At 69.7% G+C, this 26,017-nt stretch carries 28 protein-coding genes and 1 pseudogene; 14 read left to right on the forward strand and 15 right to left on the reverse strand.

Annotated elements, in window-relative coordinates; translation table 11 throughout:
- The first annotated feature begins 105 nt into the window (after positions 1–105).
- The 4 genes from MMSR116_RS24335 to MMSR116_RS24350 all read left to right on the forward strand — a co-directional run bounded on the left by MMSR116_RS24335 (position 106) and on the right by MMSR116_RS24350 (position 4,084).
- Positions 106–657 carry a GNAT family N-acetyltransferase gene (locus MMSR116_RS24335; RefSeq protein WP_010681894.1) on the forward strand — a complete coding sequence of 184 codons (552 nt, stop codon included), beginning with the start codon at positions 106–108 and terminating at the stop codon, positions 655–657.
- Between the two features lie 196 nt (positions 658–853).
- Positions 854–1,867, forward strand: coding sequence for an N-acetyltransferase DgcN (gene dgcN, locus MMSR116_RS24340; protein WP_010681893.1), 1,014 nt, complete (start codon positions 854–856; stop codon positions 1,865–1,867).
- Between the two features lies 1 nt (position 1,868).
- Positions 1,869–2,852 carry an N-acetyl-D-Glu racemase DgcA gene (dgcA, locus tag MMSR116_RS24345; RefSeq protein ID WP_010681892.1) on the forward strand — a complete coding sequence of 328 codons (984 nt, stop codon included), beginning with the start codon at positions 1,869–1,871 and terminating at the stop codon, positions 2,850–2,852.
- A gap of 182 nt (positions 2,853–3,034) precedes the next feature.
- Entirely contained in the window at positions 3,035–4,084 is a 1,050-nt protein-coding gene (locus MMSR116_RS24350; protein WP_010681891.1) for a ketopantoate reductase family protein, read from the forward strand.
- A 348-nt stretch (positions 4,085–4,432) separates the two neighbouring features.
- Here the strand turns inward: MMSR116_RS24350 and MMSR116_RS24355 are convergent, their stop codons facing one another.
- Positions 4,433–4,771 carry a DUF1491 family protein gene (locus tag MMSR116_RS24355; protein WP_010681890.1) on the reverse strand — a complete coding sequence of 113 codons (339 nt, stop codon included), beginning with the start codon at positions 4,769–4,771 and terminating at the stop codon, positions 4,433–4,435.
- A 302-nt stretch (positions 4,772–5,073) separates the two neighbouring features.
- Between MMSR116_RS24355 and MMSR116_RS24360 the strand changes: the two genes are divergently transcribed.
- Positions 5,074–5,364 (forward strand): hypothetical protein, encoded by a 291-nt coding sequence (locus tag MMSR116_RS24360; protein ID WP_010681889.1) that lies wholly within the window; start codon positions 5,074–5,076, stop codon positions 5,362–5,364.
- 381 nt (positions 5,365–5,745) lie between these two features.
- On the opposite strand, the gene MMSR116_RS24365 is transcribed toward MMSR116_RS24360, so the two are convergent.
- On the reverse strand, positions 5,746–6,459 hold the full coding sequence (locus tag MMSR116_RS24365) for a peptidoglycan-binding domain-containing protein (protein ID WP_010681888.1): 714 nt from the start codon (positions 6,457–6,459) through the stop codon (positions 5,746–5,748).
- A 26-nt stretch (positions 6,460–6,485) separates the two neighbouring features.
- On the reverse strand, positions 6,486–8,378 hold the full coding sequence (locus tag MMSR116_RS24370; RefSeq protein WP_010681887.1) for an ATP-binding protein: 1,893 nt from the start codon (positions 8,376–8,378) through the stop codon (positions 6,486–6,488).
- 250 nt (positions 8,379–8,628) lie between these two features.
- On the opposite strand from MMSR116_RS24370, the gene MMSR116_RS24375 reads away from it, so the two are divergent.
- The gene (locus MMSR116_RS24375; protein WP_010681886.1) at positions 8,629–8,943 is read left to right on the forward strand and encodes a hypothetical protein; all 315 of its coding nucleotides are present in this window, start codon (positions 8,629–8,631) and stop codon (positions 8,941–8,943) included.
- A 7-nt stretch (positions 8,944–8,950) separates the two neighbouring features.
- On the opposite strand, the gene MMSR116_RS24380 is transcribed toward MMSR116_RS24375, so the two are convergent.
- The 4 genes from MMSR116_RS24380 to MMSR116_RS24395 all read right to left on the reverse strand — a co-directional run bounded on the left by MMSR116_RS24380 (position 8,951) and on the right by MMSR116_RS24395 (position 11,937).
- The gene (locus MMSR116_RS24380; RefSeq protein ID WP_010681885.1) at positions 8,951–10,081 is read right to left on the reverse strand and encodes a DUF2336 domain-containing protein; all 1,131 of its coding nucleotides are present in this window, start codon (positions 10,079–10,081) and stop codon (positions 8,951–8,953) included.
- A gap of 367 nt (positions 10,082–10,448) precedes the next feature.
- Entirely contained in the window at positions 10,449–10,805 is a 357-nt protein-coding gene (locus MMSR116_RS24385; protein ID WP_010681884.1) for a hypothetical protein, read from the reverse strand.
- A gap of 84 nt (positions 10,806–10,889) precedes the next feature.
- A complete protein-coding gene (locus tag MMSR116_RS24390) occupies positions 10,890–11,351 on the reverse strand; it encodes a GNAT family N-acetyltransferase (RefSeq protein ID WP_010681883.1) in 462 nt (153 codons plus the stop codon).
- Positions 11,352–11,409: 58 nt separating this feature from the next.
- Positions 11,410–11,937, reverse strand: coding sequence for a hypothetical protein (locus tag MMSR116_RS24395; RefSeq protein WP_010681882.1), 528 nt, complete (start codon positions 11,935–11,937; stop codon positions 11,410–11,412).
- Between the two features lie 225 nt (positions 11,938–12,162).
- Between MMSR116_RS24395 and MMSR116_RS24400 the strand changes: the two genes are divergently transcribed.
- Entirely contained in the window at positions 12,163–12,360 is a 198-nt protein-coding gene (locus tag MMSR116_RS24400) for a hypothetical protein (RefSeq protein ID WP_010681881.1), read from the forward strand.
- A gap of 61 nt (positions 12,361–12,421) precedes the next feature.
- On the opposite strand, the gene MMSR116_RS24405 is transcribed toward MMSR116_RS24400, so the two are convergent.
- Complete coding sequence (locus MMSR116_RS24405; protein WP_010681880.1) at positions 12,422–12,937, reverse strand: MucR family transcriptional regulator; 516 nt, start codon at positions 12,935–12,937, stop codon at positions 12,422–12,424.
- Positions 12,938–13,405: 468 nt separating this feature from the next.
- On the opposite strand from MMSR116_RS24405, the gene MMSR116_RS24410 reads away from it, so the two are divergent.
- From MMSR116_RS24410 to MMSR116_RS24420, 3 genes are all read left to right on the forward strand, one after another.
- Positions 13,406–13,819: a PaaI family thioesterase gene (locus MMSR116_RS24410; protein WP_010681879.1), complete on the forward strand. Its 414-nt coding sequence runs from the start codon at positions 13,406–13,408 to the stop codon at positions 13,817–13,819.
- Between the two features lie 80 nt (positions 13,820–13,899).
- Positions 13,900–14,832: an oxygen-dependent coproporphyrinogen oxidase gene (gene hemF, locus MMSR116_RS24415; RefSeq protein ID WP_010681878.1), complete on the forward strand. Its 933-nt coding sequence runs from the start codon at positions 13,900–13,902 to the stop codon at positions 14,830–14,832.
- On the forward strand, positions 14,829–15,947 hold the full coding sequence (locus tag MMSR116_RS24420; protein ID WP_039892113.1) for an ATP-dependent DNA helicase: 1,119 nt from the start codon (positions 14,829–14,831) through the stop codon (positions 15,945–15,947). The genes hemF and MMSR116_RS24420 overlap by 4 nt, the downstream gene beginning before the upstream one ends.
- A gap of 886 nt (positions 15,948–16,833) precedes the next feature.
- Here the strand turns inward: MMSR116_RS24420 and MMSR116_RS24425 are convergent.
- Positions 16,834–17,037 carry a hypothetical protein gene (locus tag MMSR116_RS24425; protein ID WP_010681876.1) on the reverse strand — a complete coding sequence of 68 codons (204 nt, stop codon included), beginning with the start codon at positions 17,035–17,037 and terminating at the stop codon, positions 16,834–16,836.
- Positions 17,034–17,255, reverse strand: a complete 222-nt coding sequence (locus tag MMSR116_RS24430; RefSeq protein WP_010681875.1) for a hypothetical protein — start codon at positions 17,253–17,255, stop codon at positions 17,034–17,036. The genes MMSR116_RS24425 and MMSR116_RS24430 overlap by 4 nt, the downstream gene beginning before the upstream one ends.
- 578 nt (positions 17,256–17,833) lie before the next feature.
- On the opposite strand from MMSR116_RS24430, the gene MMSR116_RS24435 reads away from it, so the two are divergent.
- Positions 17,834–18,283 carry a hypothetical protein gene (locus tag MMSR116_RS24435; RefSeq protein WP_106428205.1) on the forward strand — a complete coding sequence of 150 codons (450 nt, stop codon included), beginning with the start codon at positions 17,834–17,836 and terminating at the stop codon, positions 18,281–18,283.
- A 1,090-nt stretch (positions 18,284–19,373) separates the two neighbouring features.
- Here MMSR116_RS24435 and MMSR116_RS32430 read toward each other — a convergent pair.
- Both MMSR116_RS32430 and MMSR116_RS24450 read right to left on the reverse strand, forming a co-directional pair.
- Positions 19,374–20,177: a transglycosylase SLT domain-containing protein gene (locus MMSR116_RS32430; protein WP_039892111.1), complete on the reverse strand. Its 804-nt coding sequence runs from the start codon at positions 20,175–20,177 to the stop codon at positions 19,374–19,376.
- Positions 20,178–20,384: 207 nt separating this feature from the next.
- On the reverse strand, positions 20,385–20,957 hold the full coding sequence (locus tag MMSR116_RS24450; RefSeq protein WP_158169121.1) for a hypothetical protein: 573 nt from the start codon (positions 20,955–20,957) through the stop codon (positions 20,385–20,387).
- Positions 20,958–21,104: 147 nt separating this feature from the next.
- Here MMSR116_RS24450 and MMSR116_RS24455 point away from each other — a divergent pair.
- The 3 genes and pseudogenes from MMSR116_RS24455 to MMSR116_RS24465 all read left to right on the forward strand — a co-directional run.
- Positions 21,105–21,356: pseudogene (locus tag MMSR116_RS24455) on the forward strand (IS66 family transposase); the annotation flags it as partial.
- A 932-nt stretch (positions 21,357–22,288) separates the two neighbouring features.
- On the forward strand, positions 22,289–24,139 hold the full coding sequence (locus MMSR116_RS24460; RefSeq protein ID WP_010685487.1) for an ABC transporter ATP-binding protein: 1,851 nt from the start codon (positions 22,289–22,291) through the stop codon (positions 24,137–24,139).
- Between the two features lie 102 nt (positions 24,140–24,241).
- Positions 24,242–24,493 (forward strand): hypothetical protein, encoded by a 252-nt coding sequence (locus MMSR116_RS24465; protein ID WP_010685488.1) that lies wholly within the window; start codon positions 24,242–24,244, stop codon positions 24,491–24,493.
- A gap of 27 nt (positions 24,494–24,520) precedes the next feature.
- On the opposite strand, the gene MMSR116_RS24470 is transcribed toward MMSR116_RS24465, so the two are convergent.
- From MMSR116_RS24470 to MMSR116_RS24480, 3 genes are all read right to left on the reverse strand, one after another.
- Positions 24,521–24,658, reverse strand: coding sequence for a hypothetical protein (locus tag MMSR116_RS24470; protein ID WP_158169123.1), 138 nt, complete (start codon positions 24,656–24,658; stop codon positions 24,521–24,523).
- Between the two features lie 10 nt (positions 24,659–24,668).
- On the reverse strand, positions 24,669–24,845 hold the full coding sequence (locus MMSR116_RS24475; protein WP_158169125.1) for a hypothetical protein: 177 nt from the start codon (positions 24,843–24,845) through the stop codon (positions 24,669–24,671).
- Positions 24,846–24,941: 96 nt separating this feature from the next.
- Positions 24,942–25,187: a hypothetical protein gene (locus MMSR116_RS24480; RefSeq protein WP_039894030.1), complete on the reverse strand. Its 246-nt coding sequence runs from the start codon at positions 25,185–25,187 to the stop codon at positions 24,942–24,944.
- Between the last annotated feature and the right edge of the window lie 830 nt (positions 25,188–26,017).

Below are 26,017 nucleotides of genomic sequence, written 5' to 3' on the forward strand. Positions count from 1 at the left end.
GACCCAGCCGGACGCTGACTTCCACCACCGCGTCGACCGAGGGCCCCCGGCTCTCGGTCACGAGACATCGCTTCTCCCGCTTGCCGGCCCGGGGAGGGCACAGCCATGATCGAGATCCGCGCGGAGCACCTGCACGACGTCCCGGCGCGCGAGCGCCTGCTCGACGCGTGCTTCCCCGGCAACCGGCGCGCCAAGACCTCGGAGCGCCTGCGCGAGGGCCGTCTGCCGGCCCGCGGCCTCGCCTTCGCGGCGACCCGGGCCGGGCGTCTCGTCGGCACCCTGCGGCTGTGGCATGTCGAGACCGGCGACGCCCGCCCGGCGCTGCTGCTCGGCCCGCTCGCGGTCGACCCGGCGATCCAGCGGCAGGGGCTTGGCTCGGTGATGATGCAGGCGGCCCTCGGCCGGGCCGAATCGCTCGGCCACGGCGCCGTGCTGCTGGTCGGCGACGCGCCCTACTACGCCCGCTTCGGCTTCGACCGGGCGCTCGCCGAGGGTCTGACCCTGCCGGGGCCGTTCGAGCGCGCGCGCTTCCTCGGTCTGGAGCTGCGGGCGGGCGCGCTCGCGGGCGCCGACGGGCTGGTCCGGGCGACCGGCGTGCTGTCGCCGATCGAGGCGGTGGCCAACGAGGCGCAGGTCGCGCGACGACGCGCCGCCTGAGCGGGGACGGCACGCGCCGCAGGGGTGAGAGCGGTTTTCCCCACCGCCACCTCAGGATGAGGGGGGAGGGCTGGAAGTCCGCCGGCTGGGCGCAGCGACCGGCATCCGCCCTCCTGGCTGCCGTCGTGCATTGCGTCCGCCGCCCGCGATCCCGCATAGACGGTCCGCCGGCCTCCCGGAGAAGGTTGCTCGACCGATGCAGATCGCCACGCCCTACCTGATGTTCCTGGGCGACGTGCCCGACACGCTGGCGGCCAAGACCGCCTACGGGATCAAGGACTGGCGCCCCGAATGGTGCGTCGGCCAGATGCGCCTGCCGGGCTGCGCGGCCGATCTCGGCATCCCCGACATGACCCTGCCCGAGGCCCTGGCGAAGGGCTGCCGGACCCTTGTGATCGGCGTCGTCAATGCCGGCGGCGTCCTGCCGGACCATTGGATCACGGAGATCGTCGCGGCGATCGAGGCGGGGCTCGACGTGGCGAGCGGCCTGCACGTGAAGCTCGGCGCGGTCCCCGCCATCGCGGAGGCCGCCGAACGGCGCGGCCGCCAGCTCCACGACGTCCGCCACACCGACGAGCGCTTTCCCACCGGCAAGGGCACCAAGCGGGCGGGGCGGCGCCTGCTCACCGTCGGCACCGACTGCTCGGTGGGCAAGAAGTACACCGTGCTGGCCCTGGAGCGCGGCATGCGCGAGCGCGGCCTCGACGCCGATTTCTGCGCCACCGGTCAGACCGGCGTGTTCATCTCCGGCCGGGGCGTCGCCATCGACGCCGTGGTGGCCGACTTCATCTCCGGCGCCGTCGAGACGATCTCGCCCGAGGCCGCCCCGAACCACTGGGACCTGATCGAGGGCCAGGGCTCGCTCTACCACCCGTCCTTCGCGGGCGTGAGCCTCGGCCTGCTGCACGGCGCCCAGGCCGACGCCTTCGTGGTCTGCCACGAGCCGACCCGCACCACCATGCGCGGCGTGAAGCACCCGCTGCCGACCATCCAGCAGGTCATCGACCTCACCGTGCAGCTCGGCAGCCTGACCAATCCGGGGATCAAGCCGGTGGGCATCGCGGTGAACACCCAGGCGCTCGCCGAGGGCGAAGCCCGGGCGCTCCTCGATACGCTGGCGGCCGAGCACGGCCTGCCCGCCACCGACCCGGTGCGCTTCGGCGTCGACGGGCTGGTCGACCGGATCGTCGCCGACTTCCCGGAGGCCTGACATGGCCCGTCGCCTGACCCTCGCCGTCGAGCGCTTCCCGATCGCGGGCGCCTTCACGATCTCCCGCGGCAGCCGGACCGAGATCGCCGTCGTGGTGGCGACGATCGCGGACGGCGACACGGTCGGGCGCGGCGAGTGCGTGCCCTATCCGCGCTACGGCGAGAGCGTCGAGAGCGTCAGCGCCCTGATCGAGGGGCAGGCGGAGGCGGTCGCGGCCGGGATCGGGCGCGACGCGCTGATGACCGGCATGAAGGCCGGGGCGGCGCGCAACGCCCTGGACTGCGCGCTGTTCGACCTCGAGGCGAAGCTTCAAAGCCGCCCCGCCTGGGAGATCGCCGGCCTGCCGGCGCCGCGTCCGGCGATCACCGCCTACACGCTGAGCCTCGGCACGCCGGAGAGCATGGCGGAGGCCGCCCGCAAGGCCGCCCACCGGCCGCTGCTCAAGGTCAAGCTCGGCGGGGACGGGGATCCGGAGCGGATCGCCGCCGTGCGAGCCGGCGCGCCCGAGTCCCGGCTGATCGTCGACGCCAACGAGGCGTGGCGTCCGGAGAACGTGGAGGCCAATCTCGAAGCCTGCCTGAAGGCCGGCGTCGCGCTGATCGAGCAGCCCCTGCCGGCCGATGCCGACGCCCTGTTGGCCGAGATCTCCCACCCCGTGCCGGTCTGCGCCGATGAGAGCCTGCACGACCGCGCCGGCCTCGACGCGCTCGCCGGGCGCTACGACGCGATCAACATCAAGCTCGACAAGACCGGTGGCCTGACCGAGGCGGTGCTCCTCGCCCGCGAGGCGCGGGCGCGGGGGCTGTCGATCATGGTCGGCTGCATGCTCGGCACCTCGCTCGGCATGGCGCCGGCGGCGTTGCTGGCGAACGACGCGGAGTTCGTCGATCTCGACGGGCCGCTGCTGCTCGCCCGCGACCGCGATCCGCCGCTCCGCTACGAGGGGAGCCTGATGTACCCGCCCGCGCCGGAACTGTGGGGTTAGGAAACGCCCCGCCTGTCACTGGCGGGGCCTCACAACCCATTTGGGATTAGGTATACCAGAAGGCTTGCGTTCCGCCCGCCCGGCTGCCATCCATCGGCAGTGCGATTGGGGCCTCGCGTAGACGCGCTGTACCCAGCAGCCAGACAACACAACAGCAGTCTTCAATGCTGGGGAGGACCGACGTGGCCAAGAATATCCTGATCCTGGGAGCCTCCTACGGCTCGCTCCTGGGCACCAAGCTCCTGATGGCCGGTCACAACGTGACCCTGGTCTGCCGCCGGAAGACCGCCGACCTGATCAACCGCGAGGGCACCGAGGTCCGCATCAAGCTCCGCGACGAGAAGGAGCACCGGGCGATCCACTCGCGCGATCTGCCCGGCAAGGTGGACGCCATGCCGCCGGAGGACGTCGACGTGTCGCGCTACGACCTCGTCGGCCTCGCCATGCAGGAGCCGCAGTACAACAACCACACGATCCGCGTCCTGATGATCAAGATCGCGGCGGCCAAGCTGCCCTGCCTGTCGATCATGAACATGCCGCCGCTGCCCTACCTCAAGCGGATCCCGGCGCTGGCCGCCATGGACCTCGAGGACGCCTACACCAATGCCGGCGTCTGGGACCGGTTCGAGCCGGGGCTGGTGTCGCTCTGCTCCCCCGACCCGCAGGCGTTCCGGCCGCCGGAGGAGGAGGCGAACGTCCTCCATGTCGGCCTGCCGACGAACTTCAAGGCCGCGACCTTCGCGGACGAGGCCCATAACCGGCTGCTCCGGGAGCTGGAGGCCGACATCGACGCCGTGCGCCTCGACGGGCACGACGTGCCGGTGAAGCTGAAGGTGTTCGACTCGCTGTTCGTGCCGCTGGCCAAGTGGTCGATGCTGCTGACCGGCAACTACCGCTGCATCACCCCGGGCGAGCCCCAATCGATCCACGACGCCGTGCACGGCGACCTGACGCGCTCGCGGGCGATCTACGACCACGTCGACGGGATCGCCCGGAAGCTCGGCGCCGATCCCGCCGACCAGGTGCCGTTCGAGAAATACGCCAAGGCCGCCGAGAGCCTGCTCAAGCCGTCCTCGGCGGCGCGCGCCGTGGCGAACGGCGCCCCCTACATCGAGCGCGTGGACCTGCTGGTGAAGCTGATCTCCCACCAGCTCGGCGAGCCGAACGCCGAGATCGACCGCACGGTCGAGACCGTCGACCGGAAGCTCGACGAGCGCATCATCGAGGGCTGACGGGCTCCGTCGCCTTCATCTGCGTCGTCAGCACGAGCGCGGTGAGCCAGGGCGGCGCGACATCTGCGGACGCGGCTGAATTGCTTCGCTGCGTTCGCAAGGACGGTCGGCGGGCGCCGGAGCCGCTCCCGACCGCGTTGGGTTACCCGCCGTTCCCACCCATCTCCTTCATCCTGAGGTGCCGGAGCGTCAGCGGAGGCCTCGAAGGAGCCCTCCAGGGATCGCGCGGCTGGCTGGAGCCCTCCTTCGAGGCCCGCTGCGCGGACACCTCAGGATGAGGGGGTTGAATTGGTCGGCCGTTCCCTGAAGGGGCGTCCAATTCATTTCCCGACGGGGCGCGACGCTCGATCACTCCGCCAGATCCAAACAATGTCGCCCCTGGCGGTCGTCGATCTCGACGATCCAGAGATCGGAATCGAACCGGATCTCCTTGGTCAGGCGCTCCTCCACGTCGAGGGGGCTGCCGCCGATGAGGATCGCCGCGAAGCGGCGGTCGCCGCTCTCCTCGGCCTCGAACAGGGCCTGCGGCGCCGGCCCGTAGAGGTCGGCGCTGCCGTCGAGGCGATCGACCTTCACGAAGATCGCGCCCGCCTCCGCGGCGCCGCGCCGGCGCAGCACGGCCGGGATGCCAGCGACATCGAGGCGCCGGAGATGGGCCGAAACCCAGAAATCGGAGCGCAGGCGCATGCGTCTGTAGCCCTGTGAGCCTCTCTTCGGCGCCGTCCGCGCCGTCCGATGCGGCGGTCGGCGGATCCTGAACGGCGCACCCTCCGCCATGCGCGAAAGCGCTGGCTCGAGCAACAGCCGCCGCGTGACCGGGCGCCGCAACGGTTCGGCGCACAGAATATTCCTTCAAAATATCCAGTATTTTTCGGGATTAAAAAAGATCTGATCGATGTGTGGTGACGCACATCTACAGTATTATTTGATGATTAACTGAGCAAAGGGCGCCTGAATTCGCATGTCACGATGATTTATGGAGCATTCCGATGCGGAGAATGATCTCGCTTGCCACGCTGATCGTCGCCGGCCTGTGCGGTGTTGCGCCGGCGGCCCACGCCCGTTCGGAAACACTCATGGATTTGCTGGGCCACCGCGACTCCGCCTACTGTCCGCGCTACCAGCAGACGCCGCGCGATCCGTGCAACATCGTGGTGCATCGGCCGGGCGGTAATCCCACGCAGGACATGACCGGCTCGATCGGCCACGCCAAATCCTTTCAGGCCAATGGCGGCCCGCGCTGCAAGACAATCTGCCGCTTCACCGGCACGCAATACTGAGCCGACGTGCGTTGGCAGGCCACATGGTGCACGACATCCGAGTGCTCAGGTTGGTCTGTCTTGCCTCTGAGCCGACGATGCGCTGGTTCTTCAACCCGCACACCGTCATCCCGGGGCCGGGCAGCGGAGCCCGGGATCCAGAGCCGCCGATGCGCCAAGCCTTGCACCGACAGCGGTTCTGGATTCCGGACTCGCCTGCGGCGCCCCGGAATGACTGAGCGGGCGCGGGAGGCTCACTCCAGCGAACGGTACGCACGTCTCGTCCCGTGAAGGTGGCGGCGCTGTCGCGGGCCTTGGGCAGACCAACGCTTCGTTCGCTCAAGCCCTCAGTCGGCCGCAGCTTTCCGTCGCCAGACCGCCGGCCACCTCTGCGAATCCCGCCTAGCCCTGACCGGCCTTGGCCGCCAGAGCGCGCAGGGTCCGGCCCGTGGCCTCTCCGGTGACCGGCATCTTGGCGCTGCGCTCGAACTTCTCGATCGCCGCGCGGGTGCCCGGGCCCATCGCGCCGTCGGGCTTGATCGCATAGCCGAGCTTCGCCAGGGCCTTCTGCGCCCGCAGGACCGCATCCCCGTTCGTCTCGGCCTTGGCCGGGGCGACCTCCTTCGCGGCTGGCTTGGCCGCCCGGGCCGGGGAGGCCTTCGGGGTCACCGACGCGGTGGTCTCCTCGGAGCGGATCAGATCGCCGATCGCGTCCCGGGGCACCGGCTTGGCCGCCGCCGTCCGTTCGGGCTCCGGGCGTGCCGTCTCCCGGGGCGTCTCCTTCGACGACTCCCTGGTCACATCCCGGACAGGTTCGCGCACCGGGGGCGCCGCATCCCGCGCCCCGGGGACCTTCTGGGCGAGCTTGGGCAGGATCGGCGCCGGGTGGCGTCCAGCCTGGTAGCCGAGGGCGTTGACGCAGATGAAGCCCGCCGCGCCGAGGCCCATGAGGCTGCCGAGCACCAGGCCCGGGCTGGTCCGGCAGGTGGTGCCCGTCGCCTTCAGCGCGCCGATCAGGACGGCGCGCCAGTCGCCCGAGACGGCGGCCCGGCGGGGCGCCGGGCGGCGCGTCCGGGCGGCTTCGCCCGGTACGGTGATCTCGCGGTAGCCTGACATCCTATCTCCTTCCGGGGATCTGGGGCTCAGCCGGTGCGGCGCAGGCTCGGGCCGGCGGGGGGCGCGGCGAGGCCGGGCTCCGCGTCGAACAGGCCGAGCGGCAGGCGCACCACCCGGCGCGGCGCCGCGGCACCCCGCACGGCCGTGCGGATCGGGGCGGGGCCCGGCACGGTGGCGGCCGGGGGCTGGCAGACGAGGGGCAGGGTGACGGTCACCACGGTGCCGCCCTGCGGGGCGCTCTCGATCAGCAGGGCGCCGCCGTGCAGGCCGACGAGGCCCTGCACCACCGAGAGGCCGAGGCCGGTCCCCTCGTGCGGGCGCTTGTAGCCGCCGCCGCCCGCCTGGAAGAACGGCGTGCCGAGCTTGGGCAGGTCCTCCGCGCCGATGCCGAGGCCGGTATCGGCGACGACGATGTCGAGGCTGTCGGCGCCGCGGCGCAGGGACAGGTCGACCCGGCCGCCCCGCGGGGTGAACTTCACGGCGTTCGAGATGAGGTTGATCAGCACCTGCCGGCAGGCACTCGGATCGGCGGTGATCTCGACCGGGCCCGACGCAACGGCGCTGAGGACGACGCCGGCGGCCTCCGCCTTCAGGCGCATCAGGTCGCAGCAGGACCGGACGAGGTCCGCCATGTCGAAGGCCTCGGGGGCGCAGTCGAAGGTGCCGCTCTGGATCCGGCTCATGTCGAGCAGCGTGTTGACGACGCCGAGCAGGTGGTGGCCGGAGGCACCGATGATCCCGGCATAGTCCCGCGCCTGGTCGGGGCCGAGGCTGACCGAGCCTTCGCCCGCCAGCACCTCGGAGAAGCCGATGATCGCGTTGAGCGGCGTGCGCAGCTCGTGGGTGACGTTGGCCAGGAACCGGCCCTTGATGGCGTCGGCCCGCTCCGCCTCGGCGCGGGCGCGCTCCAGTTCCTCGGCGTGGCGGTGGTGCTCGGTCATGTCGCGGGTCACCGCCACGACCGCCCGGGCGTCGTGCGGGCCGTGGTCGATCCGGTGGGCGCGCATCTCCGCGTGGATCAGGCGTGCGCCGTCGGCCCGGCCGGCCTCGGGCTCGACATGCAGGCGCAGGGGCAGGGTGGCGGGACGTCCGCTGGCCGCGACGTCGCTCACCGCCTTGAGGAAGGCCGGCCGGTCGGCGACGTGGACCCGCTCCAGGAGCCCGTGGCCGCGCAGCCGCGCCGGGTCGCTGCCGACGAGGCGCACCGCCGAGACCGAGGCCTCCAGCACGCGCCCGTTCCGGTCGTGCCAGGTCACGAGGTCGTCGATCGCCGAGAGCAGCAGCCGGTCGCGGGCCTCGTTGTCGCGCAGCCGCTCGCGCCACGCGCCTTCGTTGCGCCTGTGCTCCAGCGCCTGGGCGGCGACGTGGCCGATGGCGGTGATCGCGAAGGCCGGCAGCGCGAAGGCGGCCGAGATGTCCATCACCGGCAGGGCGCCGGCCCAGGCGCCGAGGCCCATCACGGCCAGCACGCCGAGGACCGCCATCACGGAGGCCGCGATGGTGGCGCGCAGCGAGCCGGAGACCAGCGCCTCCAGGGGGATCGCCACCAGCCAGACGGCGGCCGGGGATGCGGCGCCGCCGGTGACGCCCGCCAGCGCTACGACGATCCCGGTCAGCCCCGCCGAGGAAACCGCATGGGCGAGCCAGAGGGATCCGGTGCGGGCGAGCAGGACGGCGGCGAGGACCGGGAGCAGCAGGCTCGCGATCGCCAGAACCTCGATGCCGGACGGCACCCCGCGCCAGAGCAGGTAGGGCGGCAGCCCGACCATCATCACCGCGCCCGTGGCCAGGCGCGAGACCAGGAAGCGCTGGTGGCGCGCGCGGGCGGCGGCATCGTCGGCCACGGACTCGTGGACCAGCCCCGCGAGACGATCGTCGATCAGGGAAGTCAGGACTTTTTTAATGGTCAAGGTTGGCACGCGCCGCGAGTATGCGTTTCCGCATCCGTCGCGCCTCCGGTTCGACTTCGAACGACTTCCGGACGGTCGCAGAGCCGGCTTAAACGAGTGTTGCGGGACTTGTCCGAATGATCGGGATGCTTTCGGAGAGGTAACCAGAGCGTCCGGCCGAGCTTCGTTCACCATGGCGCGCGAAAGCCCCGGCTGGTTGAGGCCCGGTTCACGAAACCCGTCGAATGCTCGTGCCCGACCTGAGCGGAGGAACCGTCCGATGACCGTCCTGCTGCGCGCCGCGCTGGTGATCGGCGTGCTCTCGTACTTCGCGCTGATGCGCACCGGGGCGGATCCGTCCGCCGAGGCCCGCAGGCTCGCCGGATCCCTGCCAGGCGCCCAAGGTACGCTTCAGGCGGCGCTGCCGGCGGCCCTCGATGCGGTTCCCCCCGAGACCCGCGACCGCGCGGTCCGCGCCGTGCTGGCCCGAGGCCTGATGGCGGAGCTGAGCCGCCGCGCCGCCGAGCCGCCGTCGACCGACACCCTCGAAGAGGCCGACCGGCAGCCCGCGTGGCGCGGCGTCGAGCCGCGCTGACCGTCCCTCAGGCCGTCTCGCCGCCGACGGCCACGCGCGCGCGCAGCGGCAGGGGCGGGCGCTGCGCGGCCATGCGCTCGCCGCCCTGGCGCAGCTTGGCCTCCGGACCGTGCAGCGGCTGATGCGCCTCGCTCCGCCCGCGCTCGGGGAGGGGGCGGTCGAGGATCGCGCCGATCAGGTCGCGGGCGGCCGGCCGGCTTACCGTGCGGAACAGGCGGACGAGGTCGGCCACGCGCTCGGCCGAGCGCGCCACGCCCTGGTTGAGGGTGAGGAAGATGTAGACCGCCTCCTCCTCGTGCAGGCCGGCCGCGCGCAGGCCGAGGGTCAGAAGGTCGTAGCGGCCCCCCGCGTCGGCGACCACGGTGAGGAAGTCGCGCGGCACGCCGAGCCCGTCCGCCAGGGCGGCCACGAAGGCGGGAACGTCGCGGGCGGCGGACAGGGCCGTGAGGGTCTCGCCGAGGCCGCGGGGCGGGGGCGGGCAGGGGCGCAGGGCGGCCGTCGCCTCGACGGTCCGGCCGATCACCGTCCGGCGCATCGGATCGGCGTGCAGGTAGAGGGGCGCGAGGTCGGCGGCCGAGACGTCGGGGCGGACCAGCAGCAGCCGGGCGAGGCCGGCCGCGCCGCGGCCGCGGCCGATCAGGCGGGCGAGCGCCGCGCCCCGCAGGGTGATGCCGAGATTGGCGGCCAGGGCCTCATCGATCTCGGGGCGCCCCTCGCGGGAGAGTTCGTCCACGGATTCGCGGCTCAGCCCGGCCCGGGCGGCGATGCGGCCGGCGATGTCGGAGCCGTCGGCCAGCGCGGCTTCGATGAGGCGCTGGCTCAGGGCGGGAGCACGTTCCACGATTGCGTCGCGGGCGGCCCCGCCCCGGAGAGCGAGCGCCTCAAGGACTGCCGGCGGCGTCTCGGGGAAGGCCGCGAGCTTCCCGGCGACCACGCGGGCGGTCTCCTCGTCCACCGTGGGGATCAGCCCGCAGGCGAGGGACTCGAAGATCTCGACCGCGGTCCGGTCCCGGTTCGGCGCCCGCACGAACAGGTCGGTCTGCACCCGGAGGATCACGGGCTTCAGATCGAGATTCTCGATGCGGGACAGTTCGAGGAGCCCGGACAGGTCCGGCGGAGCATCGACGGATGGGGGCATGGGGGATCGGGGTACGCGGACTGCAGTAAGCCTACGCTAACCGCATCGACGTGAATCGACCTTTAAACCGCCCTCCGCGGCGGCGTGCCGTCCTGCATCACTGTTCGGCGGCGCGCATCACCCGGGGGCCAGCCCTCGCTTTGCGTGTGGAGCGAAGCAACCAGGGACCGCGCGACATCGGCGTTGAGACGCGGCTGGACTGCTTCGCTTCGCTCGCAGGGACGAGGCGCGGCCTCGACCGCCGGACGCGCTCAAGCAGCCGGCGTCGGCGACCGGCCCTTCCGCTTGTCGCCGTAAGCCCGTCGGCACCGGCGATGCGCCGATGGTCTGTGCTGTTTCGGGGATGCCGTCTGCGTGAACCTCAGCCTCACCGCGTCAGCCACAGCGCGAGGCCGAGGCCGACGGCCGCCAGGATGATGAAGCCGGCATAGAGCGGCAGCACCCAGGGCTGCCGCTGGTGCACGTAGCCGGCCGCGGCCTTCTCGGAGGGCGCCCGCTCGTTCTGACGCGCGAGCCGAACCTCCTGCGGGGTCGGCGGCGTTCCCCCGGCCTCCTCGCAGGTGCCGAGCGGCGCGGCCCCGATATCCAAGTGCGGGGTCTTGTCGGCGGTGCGGCCGCTGTCGATGTCGGCCTTGAGCTGGGCCGAAGTCGGCGCCTCGGAATCCGGCGGTGGATCGACCTGCAGGTTCGCGGGCGGCGGCGGTGTCTCGGATCGCAGTGTCATCGGCAGGGCTCCGGCGTCACCCATTCAACGTCGGACGGGCGCTGTCGGCTGCGTCCGGGTTGTCGCGGACGGATGTCGCGGATCTCAGCTCTCGCCGGATCCGCGCTTCAGCAGCGGACGCGCCTGCATCCGGCCCTCCTCGAGGAAGCCCGCGGCGGCGCAGAAAGCGCGCAGGTCCGCCTGATCCGGTTCGACGCTGAGGAGCAGCCGGTCGCAGCCGGCCTGCCGCGCCGCCCGTCCGGCCGCCTTCAGCAGCACCCGGCCGATGCCCCGCCGCCGGGACTCGCCCGCGACCACGAGGGTCGTGATCAGTCCGAAAGCCCGCGCCGCGCCGAGGGTGACGACGGGCGCGAGCGCCACGAGGCCGCTCGGCGGTCCCCATTCGACGGCGACGAGGGCGGTCCCGCCGTGGCGCTGAAGCGCCTCGATCCGGGCCGCGAGCTCCGACGCGCCGACCGCGGCGCCCGCCTCGCCCAGAAGGCCCGCGAGTCCCGCAGCGTCCGGTCCCGCGGCGGCGCGGATCTCCAGCCCGTAGCGATTGCCCAACGCTCACTCCCGATGACGGTCTCGGCCGGTCAACGCGGCTCGCGACGGTCGGTCGCGCTCAGACCCGGCGCCAGCCCGGCTGCGCGGGATCGACCAGCCGGTAGTTGACCGGGGCCATCCCGCAGATCGCGATCACGGCCGGCTCGGCCCCATCGCGGACCACCCCGTCATAGTGCGGCGTCCCGGCGACTCGGCGCACGAAGCTGCCGGCCTTCACCGGAACGCAGGCCGCAGGGTCGAAATCCGCGCCGCTGTTGCACCACCACGTGCCGGTCAGGACCATGCAGAATCGGTCGGTGGTGTAGGTGTGAGGCGCGCTCATGTAGCCCGGCCACCAGCGGATGAGGGTGTAGTAGAGGCCGGTGCCGTTGATATCGCCGGTGAGCGCGCAGCGGTCGACGCTGCGCTCGGGATAGCCCTTGGACGCCACCCAGGGCAGGTCCTCGGGGGCGCGGATGATGGTCTGCTCCGGGTTGAGGGGACTGGCCCGGGATGCCTCCGCCCAGAGGAGCGGGAGAGTTCCGAGGAGCGAGGCCGCGAGCAGGTCGCGGCGGCTCGCGGCCGCGCTGGGTTCCGTGTCCGACATCGTGTGCGTTCCGTCCCGTGGGCCGGCGGTCGGGCGTTCCCGGGCCGGCCATCCCGTCGTCCCACTCTTCGGTCCCAGGCTGAAGGCCGGGGCCTTGCCGGCCGGAAGCGTGTGTCACGCATGTGTCTGGGACCGGCCTCCACCGCTGGGAACGGGCCGGCGCGTCGCGCTTTGGTCGCCCAGCCGCGCAGTCAGCGAAGCGAGGCAGCATCCAGGAGGGGCAGCATGGTGGGCAGGGCGCCGGATCAGAACCCAGGCGGGCACGACGGCGACGGGCCGTCGGAGGCCGCGCGGCCCGACATGTCGGGCGGGCCGGCCGACGGTCGAGCGCGTCGCGAGGACGCCGCGACGGCCGAACGCGAGCGGGCCGAAACGGAGATCGCCGCCGGGGACATCGCCGACGACCTCGCGGACTTCGCCTGAGGGGTGGGCGCACCCGTTGTGCGCAACCCCGGTTCAACGCGCCGGATCGGGGCGCGTCCGATCAGGCGGTCTCTTTCGCCTTGCGCGGACGGCTCGCGCGCTTCGGCTTCTCGGCGGGCACCTCCTCGACGGGCTCCGGGGCCGGCGCGGCCGCACTGGCCGACTTCCGACGCTGCTGGCCGAGGCCGAGGCTGCGGGCCAGCTCCGAGCGCTGAGCGGAATAGCTCGCGGCCGTCGACGGATAGTCACGCGGCAATCCGAAGCGCTCGCGATACTGCTCGATCGTCAGGCCGTTGCGCGAGAGATGGCGCTTCAGCGTCTTGTAGGGCTTGCCGTCGATGAAGGAGATCAGCGCGTCCGGAGTCACCGACTTGCGGATCTGGGCCGGCGTCGGCTTGTCGGCGGCCTCGGTCACGGTGGCGGCGGGCGCCGAGAGCTTCGCCAGGGCCGCATGGACGCCGGCGAGCAGGCCGGGCAGCTCGCTGATCGGCACGGAATTGTTTGAGACATACGCCGAGACGATGTCCGACGCCTGCTCGATAAAGGTCTGCTGCTGTTCAGGAGTGTTGTCGTCCATCGATGATTCCCTCTATCCGGCGGTGGTGACACGGTTCTACCGTCTTTGCAGCAAAATCAAGTCGTCGTCGAGGATTTCCCTGCACAATGTCGCCGTCGTGAACACGCATATTATTCAAGCGGCCGGTGGAGCTGAAATCGTTGGCTGAGAAACCGGGTTGCCGCGACGGGCACTTGCACGAGCTCGCGTCTGAAGCCGCCTCGCGGGTACGGCTTCCGGGGGCGACAAGCCGGCCGCTTCGTCTGCAAAGATCCGTTTCCCATCTGACAAGACGCGCAAAGTCTCGTGCCGGAGCTTGCCCGCCGATCTTGCGAGGTGCCGTTCCCGCTTCCGACCTGCGCGAGGCGTGTCGCGGCGGTGCGCGAACGGGTATTGGGAAGAATAGGGTCTTAGAGAGAAAGGGTCTTGGGAAGACCCGGCCGGCCGGGTCATAACTGTCCCGGCGGGGCGTGAAGCGGGACGAGCGGCGTGGACCATCAGACCGAGCCGGGCACCATCTTCGGGGCTCATATTCCCTTCGTGACCTTCTGCGGGATCGAGGCGATCGACGTGCGCGCGGGCCGCACGCACCTGCGCCTCGCCCTGCGGCCGGAACACGCCAACAACCTCGGCATCGCCCATGGCGGGGTGATCTGCACCCTGCTCGACGTTGCCCTGGGCACGGCCGCCCGCCTCAACGCCGGCCGGCCCGTGGTGACCCTCGACATGCAGACCCGGTTCCTCAGCCCCGGCCGCGGTGTCCTGCTGGCGGAGGGCCGCGTCACTCGGGCCGGGCGCTCGGTGATCTTCTGCGAGGCCGAGATCCGCGATGCGGCCGGCGCGCTGGTGGCGAGCGCCACCGGCCTGCTCAAGCCGGTGGCCGAACGGCCCACGGCAGCCTGAACAGCGGCTCGACAGGGTGTGCGCTCGCGTCCGGGCAGACCGAATTGACGTGGGCCCGGCGCGGTGGGAAAGCCTCTGCCATGACGATGCCGGATGACGCGCGCGCAGCCCTGTCTGCGCCCCCCTCAGAGCCCGATGTCACGGCCCTGAAATCCGAGGCTGCGGCGTGGTTCGAGACGCTGCGCGACCGCATCGTCGCGGCGCTGGAGGCTATCGAGGCGGAGGCCGAGGGCCCGTTCCACCCGGATGCGCCGGCGGCCGCCGGAACCTTCGAGAAGACTCCATGGAACCGCACCGACCACACCGGCCGCCCGGGCGGCGGCGGCGTCATGGCGATGCTGAAGGGCCGGGTCTTCGAGAAGGCTGGCGTCCACATCTCGACGGTGCACGGCGAGTTCGCCCCGGAGTTCCGCGCGCAGATGCCCGGTGCGGCCGACGATCCACGCTTCTTCGCCACCGGCATCTCGCTGATCGCCCATCCCTGGAATCCGCACGTGCCGACCGTGCACATGAACACGCGGTTCGTGGTGACGACCCGGGCGTGGTTCGGCGGCGGCGCCGATCTCACGCCGGTCCTGGAGCGGCGCCGCACGCAGGACGATCCGGACAGCCGCCACTTCCACGCCTGCCTGGAGCGCGCCTGCACGGAGCACGGCATCGACCATGCCCGCTACAAGGCGTGGTGCGACGAGTATTTCCATCTCAAGCACCGGAACGAGCCCCGCGGGATCGGCGGGATCTTCTACGATTACCTCTGGAGCGGTGACCCGCAGGCCGACCTCGCCTTCACCCGTGACGTGGGCCGGGCATTCCTGGAGGCCTATCCGAAGATCGTTCGCGACAATCTCGGCACGGCCTGGACCGAGTCCGACCGCACCGAGCAGCAGGTGCGGCGCGGGCGCTACGTCGAGTTCAACCTGCTCTACGACCGGGGCACGATCTTCGGGCTCAGGACCGGCGGCAACGTGGCGTCGATCCTGTCGTCGTTGCCGCCCACCGTGCGCTGGCCGTGAGCGCGGGGCTGCCGGCAGCCTACGCCCCCCAACAGGACGCGGCGCTGAAGGCGATCGCCGCGTGGCGGCAGGAGGGCGGGTCGCAGGTGTTCCGGCTGTTCGGCTATGCCGGCACCGGCAAGACCACGCTCGCCCGCCGGATCGCCGAGGACGTCGACGGCACGGTGGTGTACGGGGCGTTCACCGGCAAGGCGGCCTCGGTGATGCGCCAGAAGGGCTGCCACGACGCCGCGACGATCCACTCGCTGATCTACCGCACCAAGGAGGCCGACGAGGGCGGCCCGACCTTCACGCTGAACCGCTCCGGCCCGGCCGCCAAGGCGGATCTGATCATCATCGACGAGTGCTCGATGGTCGATTCCGACCTCGGCAACGACCTCCTGTCGTTCGAGCGGCCGGTGCTGGTCCTGGGCGACCCGGCGCAGCTGCCGCCGGTGCGCGGCGGGGGCTTCTTCACCGAGGCCGAACCCGACGTGATGCTCACCGAGGTGCACCGGCAGGCCAAGGACGACCCGATCGTCCGCATGGCGATGACGATCCGCGAGGGCGGCCGGCTGGATCTCGGCGTCTACGGCCAGAGCCGGGTGGTCTCGCGCCGGGCGCTGGACCCGGCCGAGGTGCTCGAATGCGACCAAGTGCTCGTCGGCCTCAACAAGACGCGTCGCCTCTACAACGCCCGGCTGCGGGAACTCGCCGGCCACACCGATCCGATGCCGGCGGTGGGCGAGAAGCTGGTCTGCCTCCGGAACGACCGGGTTAAGGGCCTGCTCAACGGCTCCACGTGGACGGTCCACGCCCTGCGGGCGCCGCCGCGGCCGGACCTGATCCGCCTCGACGTGGTGCCGGAGGACGATCCGGCCCTGCGCCGGAAGCCCACCGACATCAAGGTGCTGCGCGCCATGATCACCGGCACGGACGAGGAGATCCCGTTGATCCTGCGCCGGGAGACCGACGAGTTCACCTACGGCTACGCGCTGACGGTGCACAAGGCGCAGGGCTCGCAATGGGACCGTGTGACGCTCTTCGACGAGTCCTACGCGTTCCGCGAGCACCGTGCCCGCTGGCTCTACACGGGCCTGACGCGCGCCGCCCAGGCGATCACCGTTGTGGTCTGACCCATCGGGGCGTGCGACATCGCTTGTGAAGCTCGACCCCGCATGCCAGGCACCGCCGGTCTCATCGAGGCACCTCGCGGAGAGGTGGCAGAGCGGTTGAATGCACCGCACTCGAAATGCGATTTCGGCCATCCTGCCACCTCCCGTCTGATCCGATAACGTACTGCCTCGCCTAGGCATTTTCGGGTCCTCTCCTCGTTCTCATCACATCCCATCCTGGCCGGTGCTACCGAATTTGGTAGCAAAAGCGGTAGCTGGTGGAAGCTTTCTGTTCCGGTGTGGAAGCTCCCGCACCGGATGCGTGAGGGGCGTTCAAAACGGCGGCTGATCCGCCGCGGCGACATCTCTACGTACTTTACTTAGGTTGGTCCGGTCGGCGTCGGCTGCCGCCCCGCTGACCTTTCAGGCCTGCCCCCGGCCTTTCTCTCCGACCTGACGGGCCGGGGGCGGGTGTGGATGCACCAAGGCTGAATTGAACCCTATTTTGAATACAGCATTACGTGTGCGTCGGCTCAGGTCGACCTCCACGCCCGCTACCTGATGTGCCCCTCCAGCCATCTGAAGGCGGGCGTGGATGTATTGCCTTACCTGACGTATACGTTAGTGACTTGCCGCATTGGGTTGTGATACGGCGTCGTCGTCGGCAAATCGGTCCGACCTCCACGCCCGCCCCAATGTGTGTCCCCTCAAAACCCATCTGGGCGGGCGTGGAGCACAATTCTTGCTCCGCTGTCGGCGTCGAGCCTCCTCTCGGCCGCCACGCTCGCCCTCGAATACCGTCCCCAGGTCCATGAGGGCGGGCGTGGATGCTTCGGGATGGTGAGGCCCTCCAGGCGCAAATCAGGGTCTAAGCCGCTGATTTAACTAGCTTTAGGGCCGAGGGCCTTCACGGCCGACTCACACGAGGTACGCCGCTCGCCGTGACCGGTAGGCGGAACAGCCCGGAGGCCGCAAACCGCTGGTCAGAGCGCCGCAGCAGCGCCGTGGCCCGCCGCAGGTCGCGGTGGGCGAGCCAAGCCAGGAGCAGCCTGCGCCCGAGCCCAGCGAAGCCTACGACGTGGCCAGCGAGAGCACCGATGCCGAGCATCATCGCGGGCCCCCATCCTTGATCGGCGTGATGGCCTCGAAGTTCGCCTCCAGCCGCTTGCCGATCTGGCTGAGCATGCAGCCGATCACGTAGATGCAGTCGCGGTGCACGATGTCGTCGTGTGTGCTCAGGGTCGTCAGCACGTTGGCCAGACGATCCGGGTGCATGATGTCTTCCTCCAGGGCGAGGATCTGGCCCCATTCGATGCGGGCGACACTCATCGTGTGCCCTCCCGCAGCGGTCGGGACAGCTCGAAGCAGCGCTCCCAGTCGCCTTTGACCATCATGGCGGCATCAACGAGGGCGACGCCGACGACGTACAGAGCGCCGGCCTCGACGGGGCAATCGGAGCTTACAAAACTCACCGCTTCGTGGCTTAACACTCTTGGGGCTGGAGCAATCGCAGTCGGATTTTTTACGCCGTTCTCCAGACTCGCCGATGCAGGTGCCTGTGCCGAATCCGGATCGGCTTTAATCTTATCGAGTGTTGCTGATCTGTTTTTAGGAGCCGCGCTACACATTGTCGGTCGTGTCATTATTGATTTTCAGGTTCGATTATGGCGCCTCTTGAAATTTACGTTTTGTACGTGTTGCCCGTGGGCGGGTTCTTAGCTTGCGCGGTGTTCATTATATACGTGCTCATTGGGAAACGCCGCGCGAAAGCGAAGATGCTCAATCAGATCATTGGCGGCGATAGAACATTCCCGCACATGGCGATCGACAACACCAAAAAGGGTGCCGCTTAAGCTGTGACACGCTCCCTGCTTGGTTGGACGCGCTACGACAGCTACCCTGCCGAGATGCACTACGCCATCGCCGCCGTGATCCTCGCCGTCGCCACCGCAGCGAACGCACAGGCGCTGCCTCCGCCGGTGCAGGCCGCAATGGCCGAGGCCAAATCCTCCTGTCAGCCTGATCGCACCAAGGTCGGGCCCGGCTTCGTCCAGCGTCAGGACATCAACGGCGACGGTGTGCCCGACTTCGTGCTGAGCTACGAAGCTGTGGCATGTGCTGACGGTGGCCGACTGAACTGCGGCTCCGCCGGGTGCCTCACGCAGGTCTTCGCCTCGACGCCCTCAGGTTACGTCAAGGTGCTGGACGAGAACGTGCAGGAGGTCCGCTTCCGCCGCGTCAAAGGCCGTCCCGCGATGCTGCTCGGCCTCCACGGCAGCTCGTGCGGCAAAGTGGGCGCTGAAGCCTGTGGCGCCACGCTCTACTGGAACGGAGCGAAGTTCAGCCCCGCCCACTAGCTCAAGCTTGCCCACTGTTGCTCGCCATCGCGAAGGCCTGTGCCTCGACACCGCTATCCCGGCGGCTATCCTGTCGCCATGCGCACAGCCCTCGCCGCCGAGAAGCGCGCACTGTCTGACGTGGGGCCACCATGAGAACCACGCTGATCGGATGGCTCACTGTGGCGATCACCGTCAGTGTGAGCACCGCAGCTGTCGCGCAGCGGAGGCGGATCCACAGGGCGGCTCCTCGTGCAACAATCGAAGCACCGCGGCCCGGTCTCCTGCAACTGCCAAACACGAGGCTGCGCCCTCAGGACGACGGCATCATTCACTGGAACACGCCGAATAAGAGCGGCAATCTCGGCGGTCCAGGAGCGGGCGGAAGCAGTGGCGGAGGCTGAGCTATTCCGCCTTCGCTATCGCTGCCCGGGGCTCTGTACGATGTTGCGGAAGAGGTTGTCGGGTAGTCGCGACGTCAACCGCGCGGCTGGGGCGTCATCCGAATAGGGGTAGTGCTCCGGAGCACACCGCGAGATGGTGTGTGGGGATTAACTATATCTCGCACCGTCGTCGCCGTTGAGACTTTGAGGCGTAGGTGCTGGAGGGTCTCCACCATGTTGACTCGCACCGTCATCAGCGTCGCCGCCCCGATATTCCTCATCGCCTCGTGGGCCGCTCCATCTCTGGCTCAGCCCGGCGCCAATGGTGCCCCAAAGCTTCTCATCCACGGAAACTACTGCGGCCCGGGCAACAACGCGCCGCTACCACCGATCGACGCCCTCGATGCCGCCTGCGCTCGGCACGACGCCTGCACGCCGGACGTCGGCCTACCCTCAAAGGCCTGTAACCTTCGGCTGGAGCGAGAGGCGGAGGCAGTCGCTCGGGATCCGCGTCAGCCGGATGATATCCGCTCTCTGGCCGGCTTCGTAGCCTCATTCGCCGCGTCCAATGCGTCGAGCACCGCACCGTCGGTGATCCCCGCTAGGTTAGGTCGCTGAGGGGCTGGGGGCTCAGCCCTCACTCCGCCTTGGCCATCTGGCGCCTCTAGTTCTGGACGATGTCGCGGGAGAGGGTGCCGGAAGCGGAGGTCGCGTGCCTGCCGCTGTGATCACCAACCGTTCCGGGCGACGGGCTCAGCGATGGCGATCATGTCACCACCTTGCCGCCAATCATCGGCGGAACGACCCGTGATTTTGGCGACATAGGCTCTGGTTTCCTGCGGCAACGATGAGCGCCCAGCGAGCCAGTTTCTCACGCGCTGCGGGCCCGCGTTGTAGGCCGCCGCTGCCAGGCCTAGGCTGCCGAATGCCGCGCGCTGCTCGCGCAGGAATTCCGCCGCTTTTGGTATGGCCTCGAACGGGTCAAAGGGATCGACCAAGCCCCGCTCGGCTGCGGTTGCCGGCATGAACTGCGCGACGCCCTGAGCGCCGGCACGGCTGACGGCACGGTGATCAAGCCCGCTCTCCTGCTGGAGGAGACGCAGGAAGAAGTCGACCGGCAAGCCGCTGGCCTCCGCTGTGTGCTCAATGAACTGCCGCAAGCGCTGCTTGTCGCCGTAGAAGGCGTTGAGCCACGTGTCCTGAAGGGTCCCGGCAAATTGGGGGATCGCGGCCGCCGCGTTCACAGCCGTCAGGTTCGTCCGGACGAAATTGGCTATGGCACCATCAGCCGACATGATTGCAATCAGGCTGGGCGGCTGCGGGGTGAGGGCTGGAACGGCGGCAACCGGAGCAACTACGTCACGTTCCGGCTGCGAAGGGAGAACCGTCAGCGCGACTCCCAGGCTCGCTGCACCCATGAGGACAGCGTATCTTCTGCCTTTCAAGACGACCCAATACACGCGACTACGGACCGCGCTGCGGTCGGCCCGCGCCCAGAACTCACGTTGGCCGATCGGTGATAGATCCTGCATCCCTGCCTTGTGAGCGCTGTCCCGGTCGGTCCTGGGGATTGGTCGATCTGAAACTTGGCCGATTTAGGAACAGATCTACCACAACGGGCCTGGTCTTGATCGGTGACCGGCCCCAAACCAAGGGCTAGCCCTGTTGATTGTGGTGAAGCCTGAGGGGGCAGCCTCAGTTTCCACCCGCCGGAGCCATCGTCCGCCCGCGGCTCAGCATTACGTCCTTAAACAGGTTGCCAGCAGTCGAGGTCCGAACGTTCGTGTCGGGCCCCGGCCGCTGCACGACGACGCTGATGCTGCCGTTGTTCTCGATCTTGGGTCCGGCAACGACACCGGCACGGGCGGCGGAGCATCGAGGCGACCCTCACCCTGCTGCATCGTCTCGACCGCCTTCCTCGCCTTCTCCCGGGATGCCCAGCCGTCTCCATCAGCCTGCGCTACGTCTGGGCGCGGCATGCCGGCCGGGCGGCCTGCTGCGAGTTCGGGGACGTCGCCGATCGGAGCCCGCTCACCGCGCGCCAGGGCGCCTCGCAGCGCCGGGTTGTAGATCGACCAGTTGCGGATGCCGCCGTTCCGCAGGGGGTGGAGCGCCACGCGGGTCTGCTCCTCCAAACTGCCGGCCATGGCGTTGGGCGCCGTGATCCCGAGGCCTGGCGCGATCCGGCGCCAGTTCGAGTTCAGCATCTGGTAGTAGCCCTGGGCGGTGTAGTCCTTGGTCGCCAACGGGCTGAGTCCCTGCTGCCGGCCCACGTAGTTCATGGTGTTCTGGCCGTGGCTCTCGTACTTCATGATGAGCCCGAGCTGGTTGCGCGTAATTACCCACGGGGTAGCTTGGTCGTCGGTTGAACGCCCGCGGCTGCGCTCCTGCCGAGCCAAGCTTGCCTCTTGCGCGGGTCGTCTCTTGCGCGGGGCGAATTTCGCTGATTCCTTCGTGGGATGGGCCGCAGCGAACTGGAACGGCTGAGCCGCGAGGAGCTGATCGAGCTGGTGCTGCGGCTGCAGCGGCCAGAGAAGACCTCGCGGACCTCGTCCAAGCCGCCCGCGACCGATCGCAAGGAGCAGCGGGAGCACTCAAAGCCCGGCGGCGCCAAGCCCGGTCACGAGGGCCATAGCCGCGTCGTCAGCGATGATCCCGACGCAGTCGTCGAGCATCGTCCCGAGGCGTGTGCGTGCTGCGGCGCCAGCCTGCACGCCGCTCTTGCTCGCCGCCATGCGTGGCGGACCTGATCGGGTGCTGGTCGGCGCGCTCGCCGGCATGTCGCGCCCGGTCTCCTCGACCCCGGTGGCTGATGTGGCTGACCGACCTGTTCCTGTCGCTGCCGCAGCTGCCGCTGCTGCTCCTCGTGGATTCTACTGGTCGCCGACAGCCTGAAGGCCGTTCGGCAGCCAGGTGCGCGGCGTGTTCCTTGATGATCGTCGCACGGTGATCGGGGCCTCTGCGCTGGATCCGTCGCCCCGGCTTGGTGCGGGCGCAAAGTTCCTGTCCTCGGCGCGAGAAGGAGTTCGGGGAGCGGCCGCTCGCAGGGGCGACGACCGGGCACCTCGTGCTGCCGCCACATCTCTGCCTAGAAACGCGCTGGGCCCGGTGACGTGACGCGCCTCCGATCCGAGGTCTCTCGGCAGGCGTATCATCGCCGGAATCGACCCTGTTCCTTTCCTGGGCGGCTCGCTTCCGACCCGGACATCCCGACTGGGGGCGCTCCGCTTCGACGCCCAAGGACCACCTCGACCGTCGCGCCGCACTGGGCGCTTGGTTCCCGGCCGGCGCGATCTTCCTGACGGTGCTGTCTCGATCAACGTTCATCGGCGACGGTTTGCCGGATGCCGCTCCCGATCCGCGGCGCCGTGCTGTAGGCATCGCGGCGGATTCGTTTCGAGAGAAACACCGGTTCCGCGTCTTTCCCTTCACCCCTCTGCGGGGAGGGTGCCCCTGCGTCAGCAGGGGTCGGGAGAGGGGCCACGGGTTCAGAATTGCGCGGGGCCTTCATGACGGGCGCAGCCTCATCCTGCACCGTCGCTCCCCTCTCCCGACCCGCTTCGCGGGCCACCCTCCCCCGCAGAGGGGGGAGGGAGGAGACGGGACCGCCGCGCCCATCCGGAATGGATCAGGAGTGAAGCCTGTGACGGACCCGATCCTCTCGGTCTCGGACCTCACCGTCTCCTTCCGGTCGGACGGGCGCTGGCGCGAGGTCGTGCACGGCGTCTCCTTCGACGTGGGCCCGCGCGAGACCGTGGCGCTCGTCGGCGAATCCGGCTCCGGCAAGAGCGTCAGCGCCCTCTCGATCCTGCGCCTCCTGCCGCGGGACGCGAGCCGCATCGGCGGGCGCGTGCGCTTCGCGGGCCGCGAGCTGCTCGCCGCCCCCGAGGCCGAGATGCGGCGGGTGCGCGGCGATTCCATCGCCATGATCTTCCAGGAGCCGATGACCTCCCTGAACCCGGTCCTGACCATCGGCTTCCAGATCGCCGAGGCGCTGATCCGGCACCGGGGCCTGTCGCGGTCCGCCGCCGAGGCGGAGGCGCTCCGGCTCCTCGACAAGGTCCGGATCCCGGCCGCCCGCTCGCGCCTGCACGAGTACCCGCACCGCTTCTCCGGCGGCATGCGCCAGCGGGTGATGATCGCCATGGCGCTGGCCTGCCGGCCAAAACTCCTGATCGCCGACGAGCCGACCACGGCGCTCGACGTCACGATCCAGGCCCAGATCCTCGACCTCATCAAGAGCCTGCAGGCCGAGGAGGGCATGTCGGTCCTGTTCATCACGCACGACATGGGCGTGGTCGCCGAGATCGCCGACCGCACCGTGGTGATGTACCGGGGCCGCGCCGTGGAGGCCGGCCCGACCGCGCGGATTTTTTCCGAACCCACCGAGCCTTATACGCGGGCGCTGCTGGCCGCGGTCCCGCGCCTCGGGACCATGGCGGGCCGGGCGCGCCCGATGCGCTTCCCGGTGGTCGACCGGGCCACCGGCCTGGCGGCGCCGACGCCTGAGACCCCCGACACCGTCAGGGCCGCCGAGCGCCCGGTTCTGGAGGTGCGCGACCTGACGACCCGGTTCGACATCCGCTCCGGGCTGCTCGGCCGCGTGACCGGCCGCGTCCACGCGGTGGAGCGGGTCTCGTTCAGCCTCGCGGCCGGCGAGACCCTGGCGCTCGTCGGCGAGTCCGGCTGCGGCAAGTCCACCACCGGGCGCTCGATCCTGCGCCTCGTCGAGCCGCTCTCGGGCTCGGTCCTCCTCGACGGCGAGGACATCACGGGCCTCGATCCCAAGACCCTCCGCGCCCGCCGCCAGCGCATGCAGATGATCTTCCAGGACCCGTTCGCCAGCCTCGACCCGCGCCTGAGCGTCGGCGCGGCGGTGGCGGAGCCGCTGCTGATCAACCGCCTCGCGACGCCCCGCGAGGCGCGGCGGCGCGCCGAGGACTTGCTGGGGCGGGTCGGGCTCCCCCCGGAGACCGCCGGGCGCTTCCCGCACGAATTCTCCGGCGGCCAGCGTCAGCGCATCTGCATCGCACGGGCGCTCGCCCTGAACCCCCGCCTGATCGTCGCCGACGAGGCGGTCTCGGCGCTCGACGTCTCGGTGAAGGCGCAGGTCGTGAACCTGATGCTCGACCTCCAGGCGGAGTTCGGCCTCGCCTACCTGTTCATCTCGCACGACATGGCGGTGGTGGAGCGGGTGAGCCACCGGGTGGCGGTGATGTATCTCGGCGAGATCGTGGAGATCGGCCCGCGCGCGGCGATCTTCGGCGATCCGCGGCACCCCTACACGAAGAAGCTGCTGGCCGCCGTGCCGGTCCCGGATCCGGCCCGGCGCGGCGAGCGCCACGCCCTGCCGGACGACGAGATCCGCAGCCCGATCCGGGCGCCCGACTACGTGGCGCCCGAGCGGCTCTACCGGGAGGTATCCCCGGGCCACGTCGTGCAGGACTGGGGCTCCGACTGGTCCGCGCCCGCGACGTCGGTGGCGGCTGCGTGATGGGCCCGCCCTTGGCGCGGCGATTGAGCTTCGCGCCCGGACAGGGCATGTCCCCGTCGCTGCGGGCCGACCATGCCCCTGACGTGGATCCGGGGCGCGACGATGCCTGACCTCCGCTGGACTGAAGGCCCGGTTCACTGCACCGACCTCGTGGACGCGACCGGCAAGGTGTACGGCTATGTGGGACCGCGGGCGGTCGGCGCCCGCGGTTACGTGGTCCAGGCCGGGTCGGAATGGCCACCGCGGCCAGCCGCCTTCAGCGACCATGCCTCGACCGATTCCGCCCGCGCCTGGGTCGCGGCCGAGGTCGCCGCGCGCGCGATCCAGCCCATCCGCATCCTCCGAGACACGTAGCGCTGCGTCCTGCGGGTCGGGGCAGCCTCAGCGCTCGACGTCTACGGGGTCGTCCCACGTGATTCGGCGCGGCCGGCTGACCGCGACGGCCGGTTCGAGGCTGATCCGGATCACCGTCGCGACGATCGCCACGGCGGCACAGACGAGAAGCAGGGCGTCGAGCACGGCGCCGGCGTCACATCGGGGCGCGGGCAGCGCGCGGATGCCGGACGGCGCGCTGGCGGGCGCGGGCATTGTGCAGGCGCCGCATCTGTTCCTGGAGGACTTCGTCCGCCTGCACGGGGCGGATGAGGTTCGACGACGGGAGCGATGCGTCGAGACGGTCTTGGACCGGAGGATAGACTGCTTTCATGGCCGCCCTCTTCAGTCGTAATTACGCAGGAGCTTAGCCATTTATGAATCCGTTGCAACCTCGCCTCAACGGAAGTCCGTGGATTGGTGCCGGAACCTACTTTCCGAACCGGCCCAGCAGGTTGGGGACGTAGACGAGGTAGAGCGCCTGGGCGAGGTAGGCGCCCTGGAACGTGGCGTTCATCTCGAAGCAGCGCCGGAGGACCTTCAGGAAGGGCCGAGCATGGACAGCGCCCTCGACGCCGACGGCGACGGCAAGGATCATCGCGATCGCGACCACGCTGAACCAGTTCAGCCAACGGGCGGTGACCAATCCGACGGCCGCGATCAAGATGTAAACCATGACCCGCCCCCGCCGATCCGGAATTGTTTCTGAGATGTTACTTACGCAGTTTGAATGAGGCTGGAAAGAGGCGATTAATACATTCTTGTGTTGAGGTGCGCGTCCGGTATCAATTATTGCGCTGCACCATTCAGCTCATCAGCAACAGAAATCCCATGTAAGAGAAAGATGTAGCGAGCAGAGATCCGAGTAATAGGGCGCTGATACGGACGGACAGTGCAGCAGACGGCGGCAATGCTTCGTACCATCGCCAAGGGAGGCGAAGTAATATGAAACGGCTCTCGGGTCGGGAACGATCCTTGGCGGCCATCGAACAACATAAGTCAAGAGTACGGGGCAGGCGGTTTGCTTCCGGGAGAAGCGGCGCGCCCATCAACCTAGCCGCCTGACGTTTTGGTAAATGCGACACTCCGCACATGGGCGCGACGCGTGGACGGCCTCCGGTGAAAGCGAGGACCGGCATGCAGGGAGACAGACGTGTGTCCGAGAGAGACAATCCGTCGACTACAAATTTACGGACCGCGATCGTGCCATAGTATGAGGGGCACGGATTTTTCTTCGTCGAAAGACGTACGGAGAGGGGTGTTCAAACGAACGCAGGCTCTCATCGGAGGCATTCTTTTTCGCTCGGGCCTCCGCGAGACTCTGCGATTGGTCCGAGAGTCATCGCACCGACGATATGGAGGGGGCCGACCACAGGCCCGCCACACAGGGCTCGCGTCGCTCGAAGTCAGGTCCCGCCCAGGTCGACCATGCGCGACCGTCGACGTGCGGCGCTGCCTGTGAGGATCATCCGGAACGGACGGCGGACGGGCGGTATCGACGGCAGG

The organism is Methylobacterium mesophilicum SR1.6/6 (genome assembly GCF_000364445.2).
Classification (GTDB): Bacteria; Pseudomonadota; Alphaproteobacteria; order Rhizobiales; family Beijerinckiaceae; genus Methylobacterium; species Methylobacterium mesophilicum_A.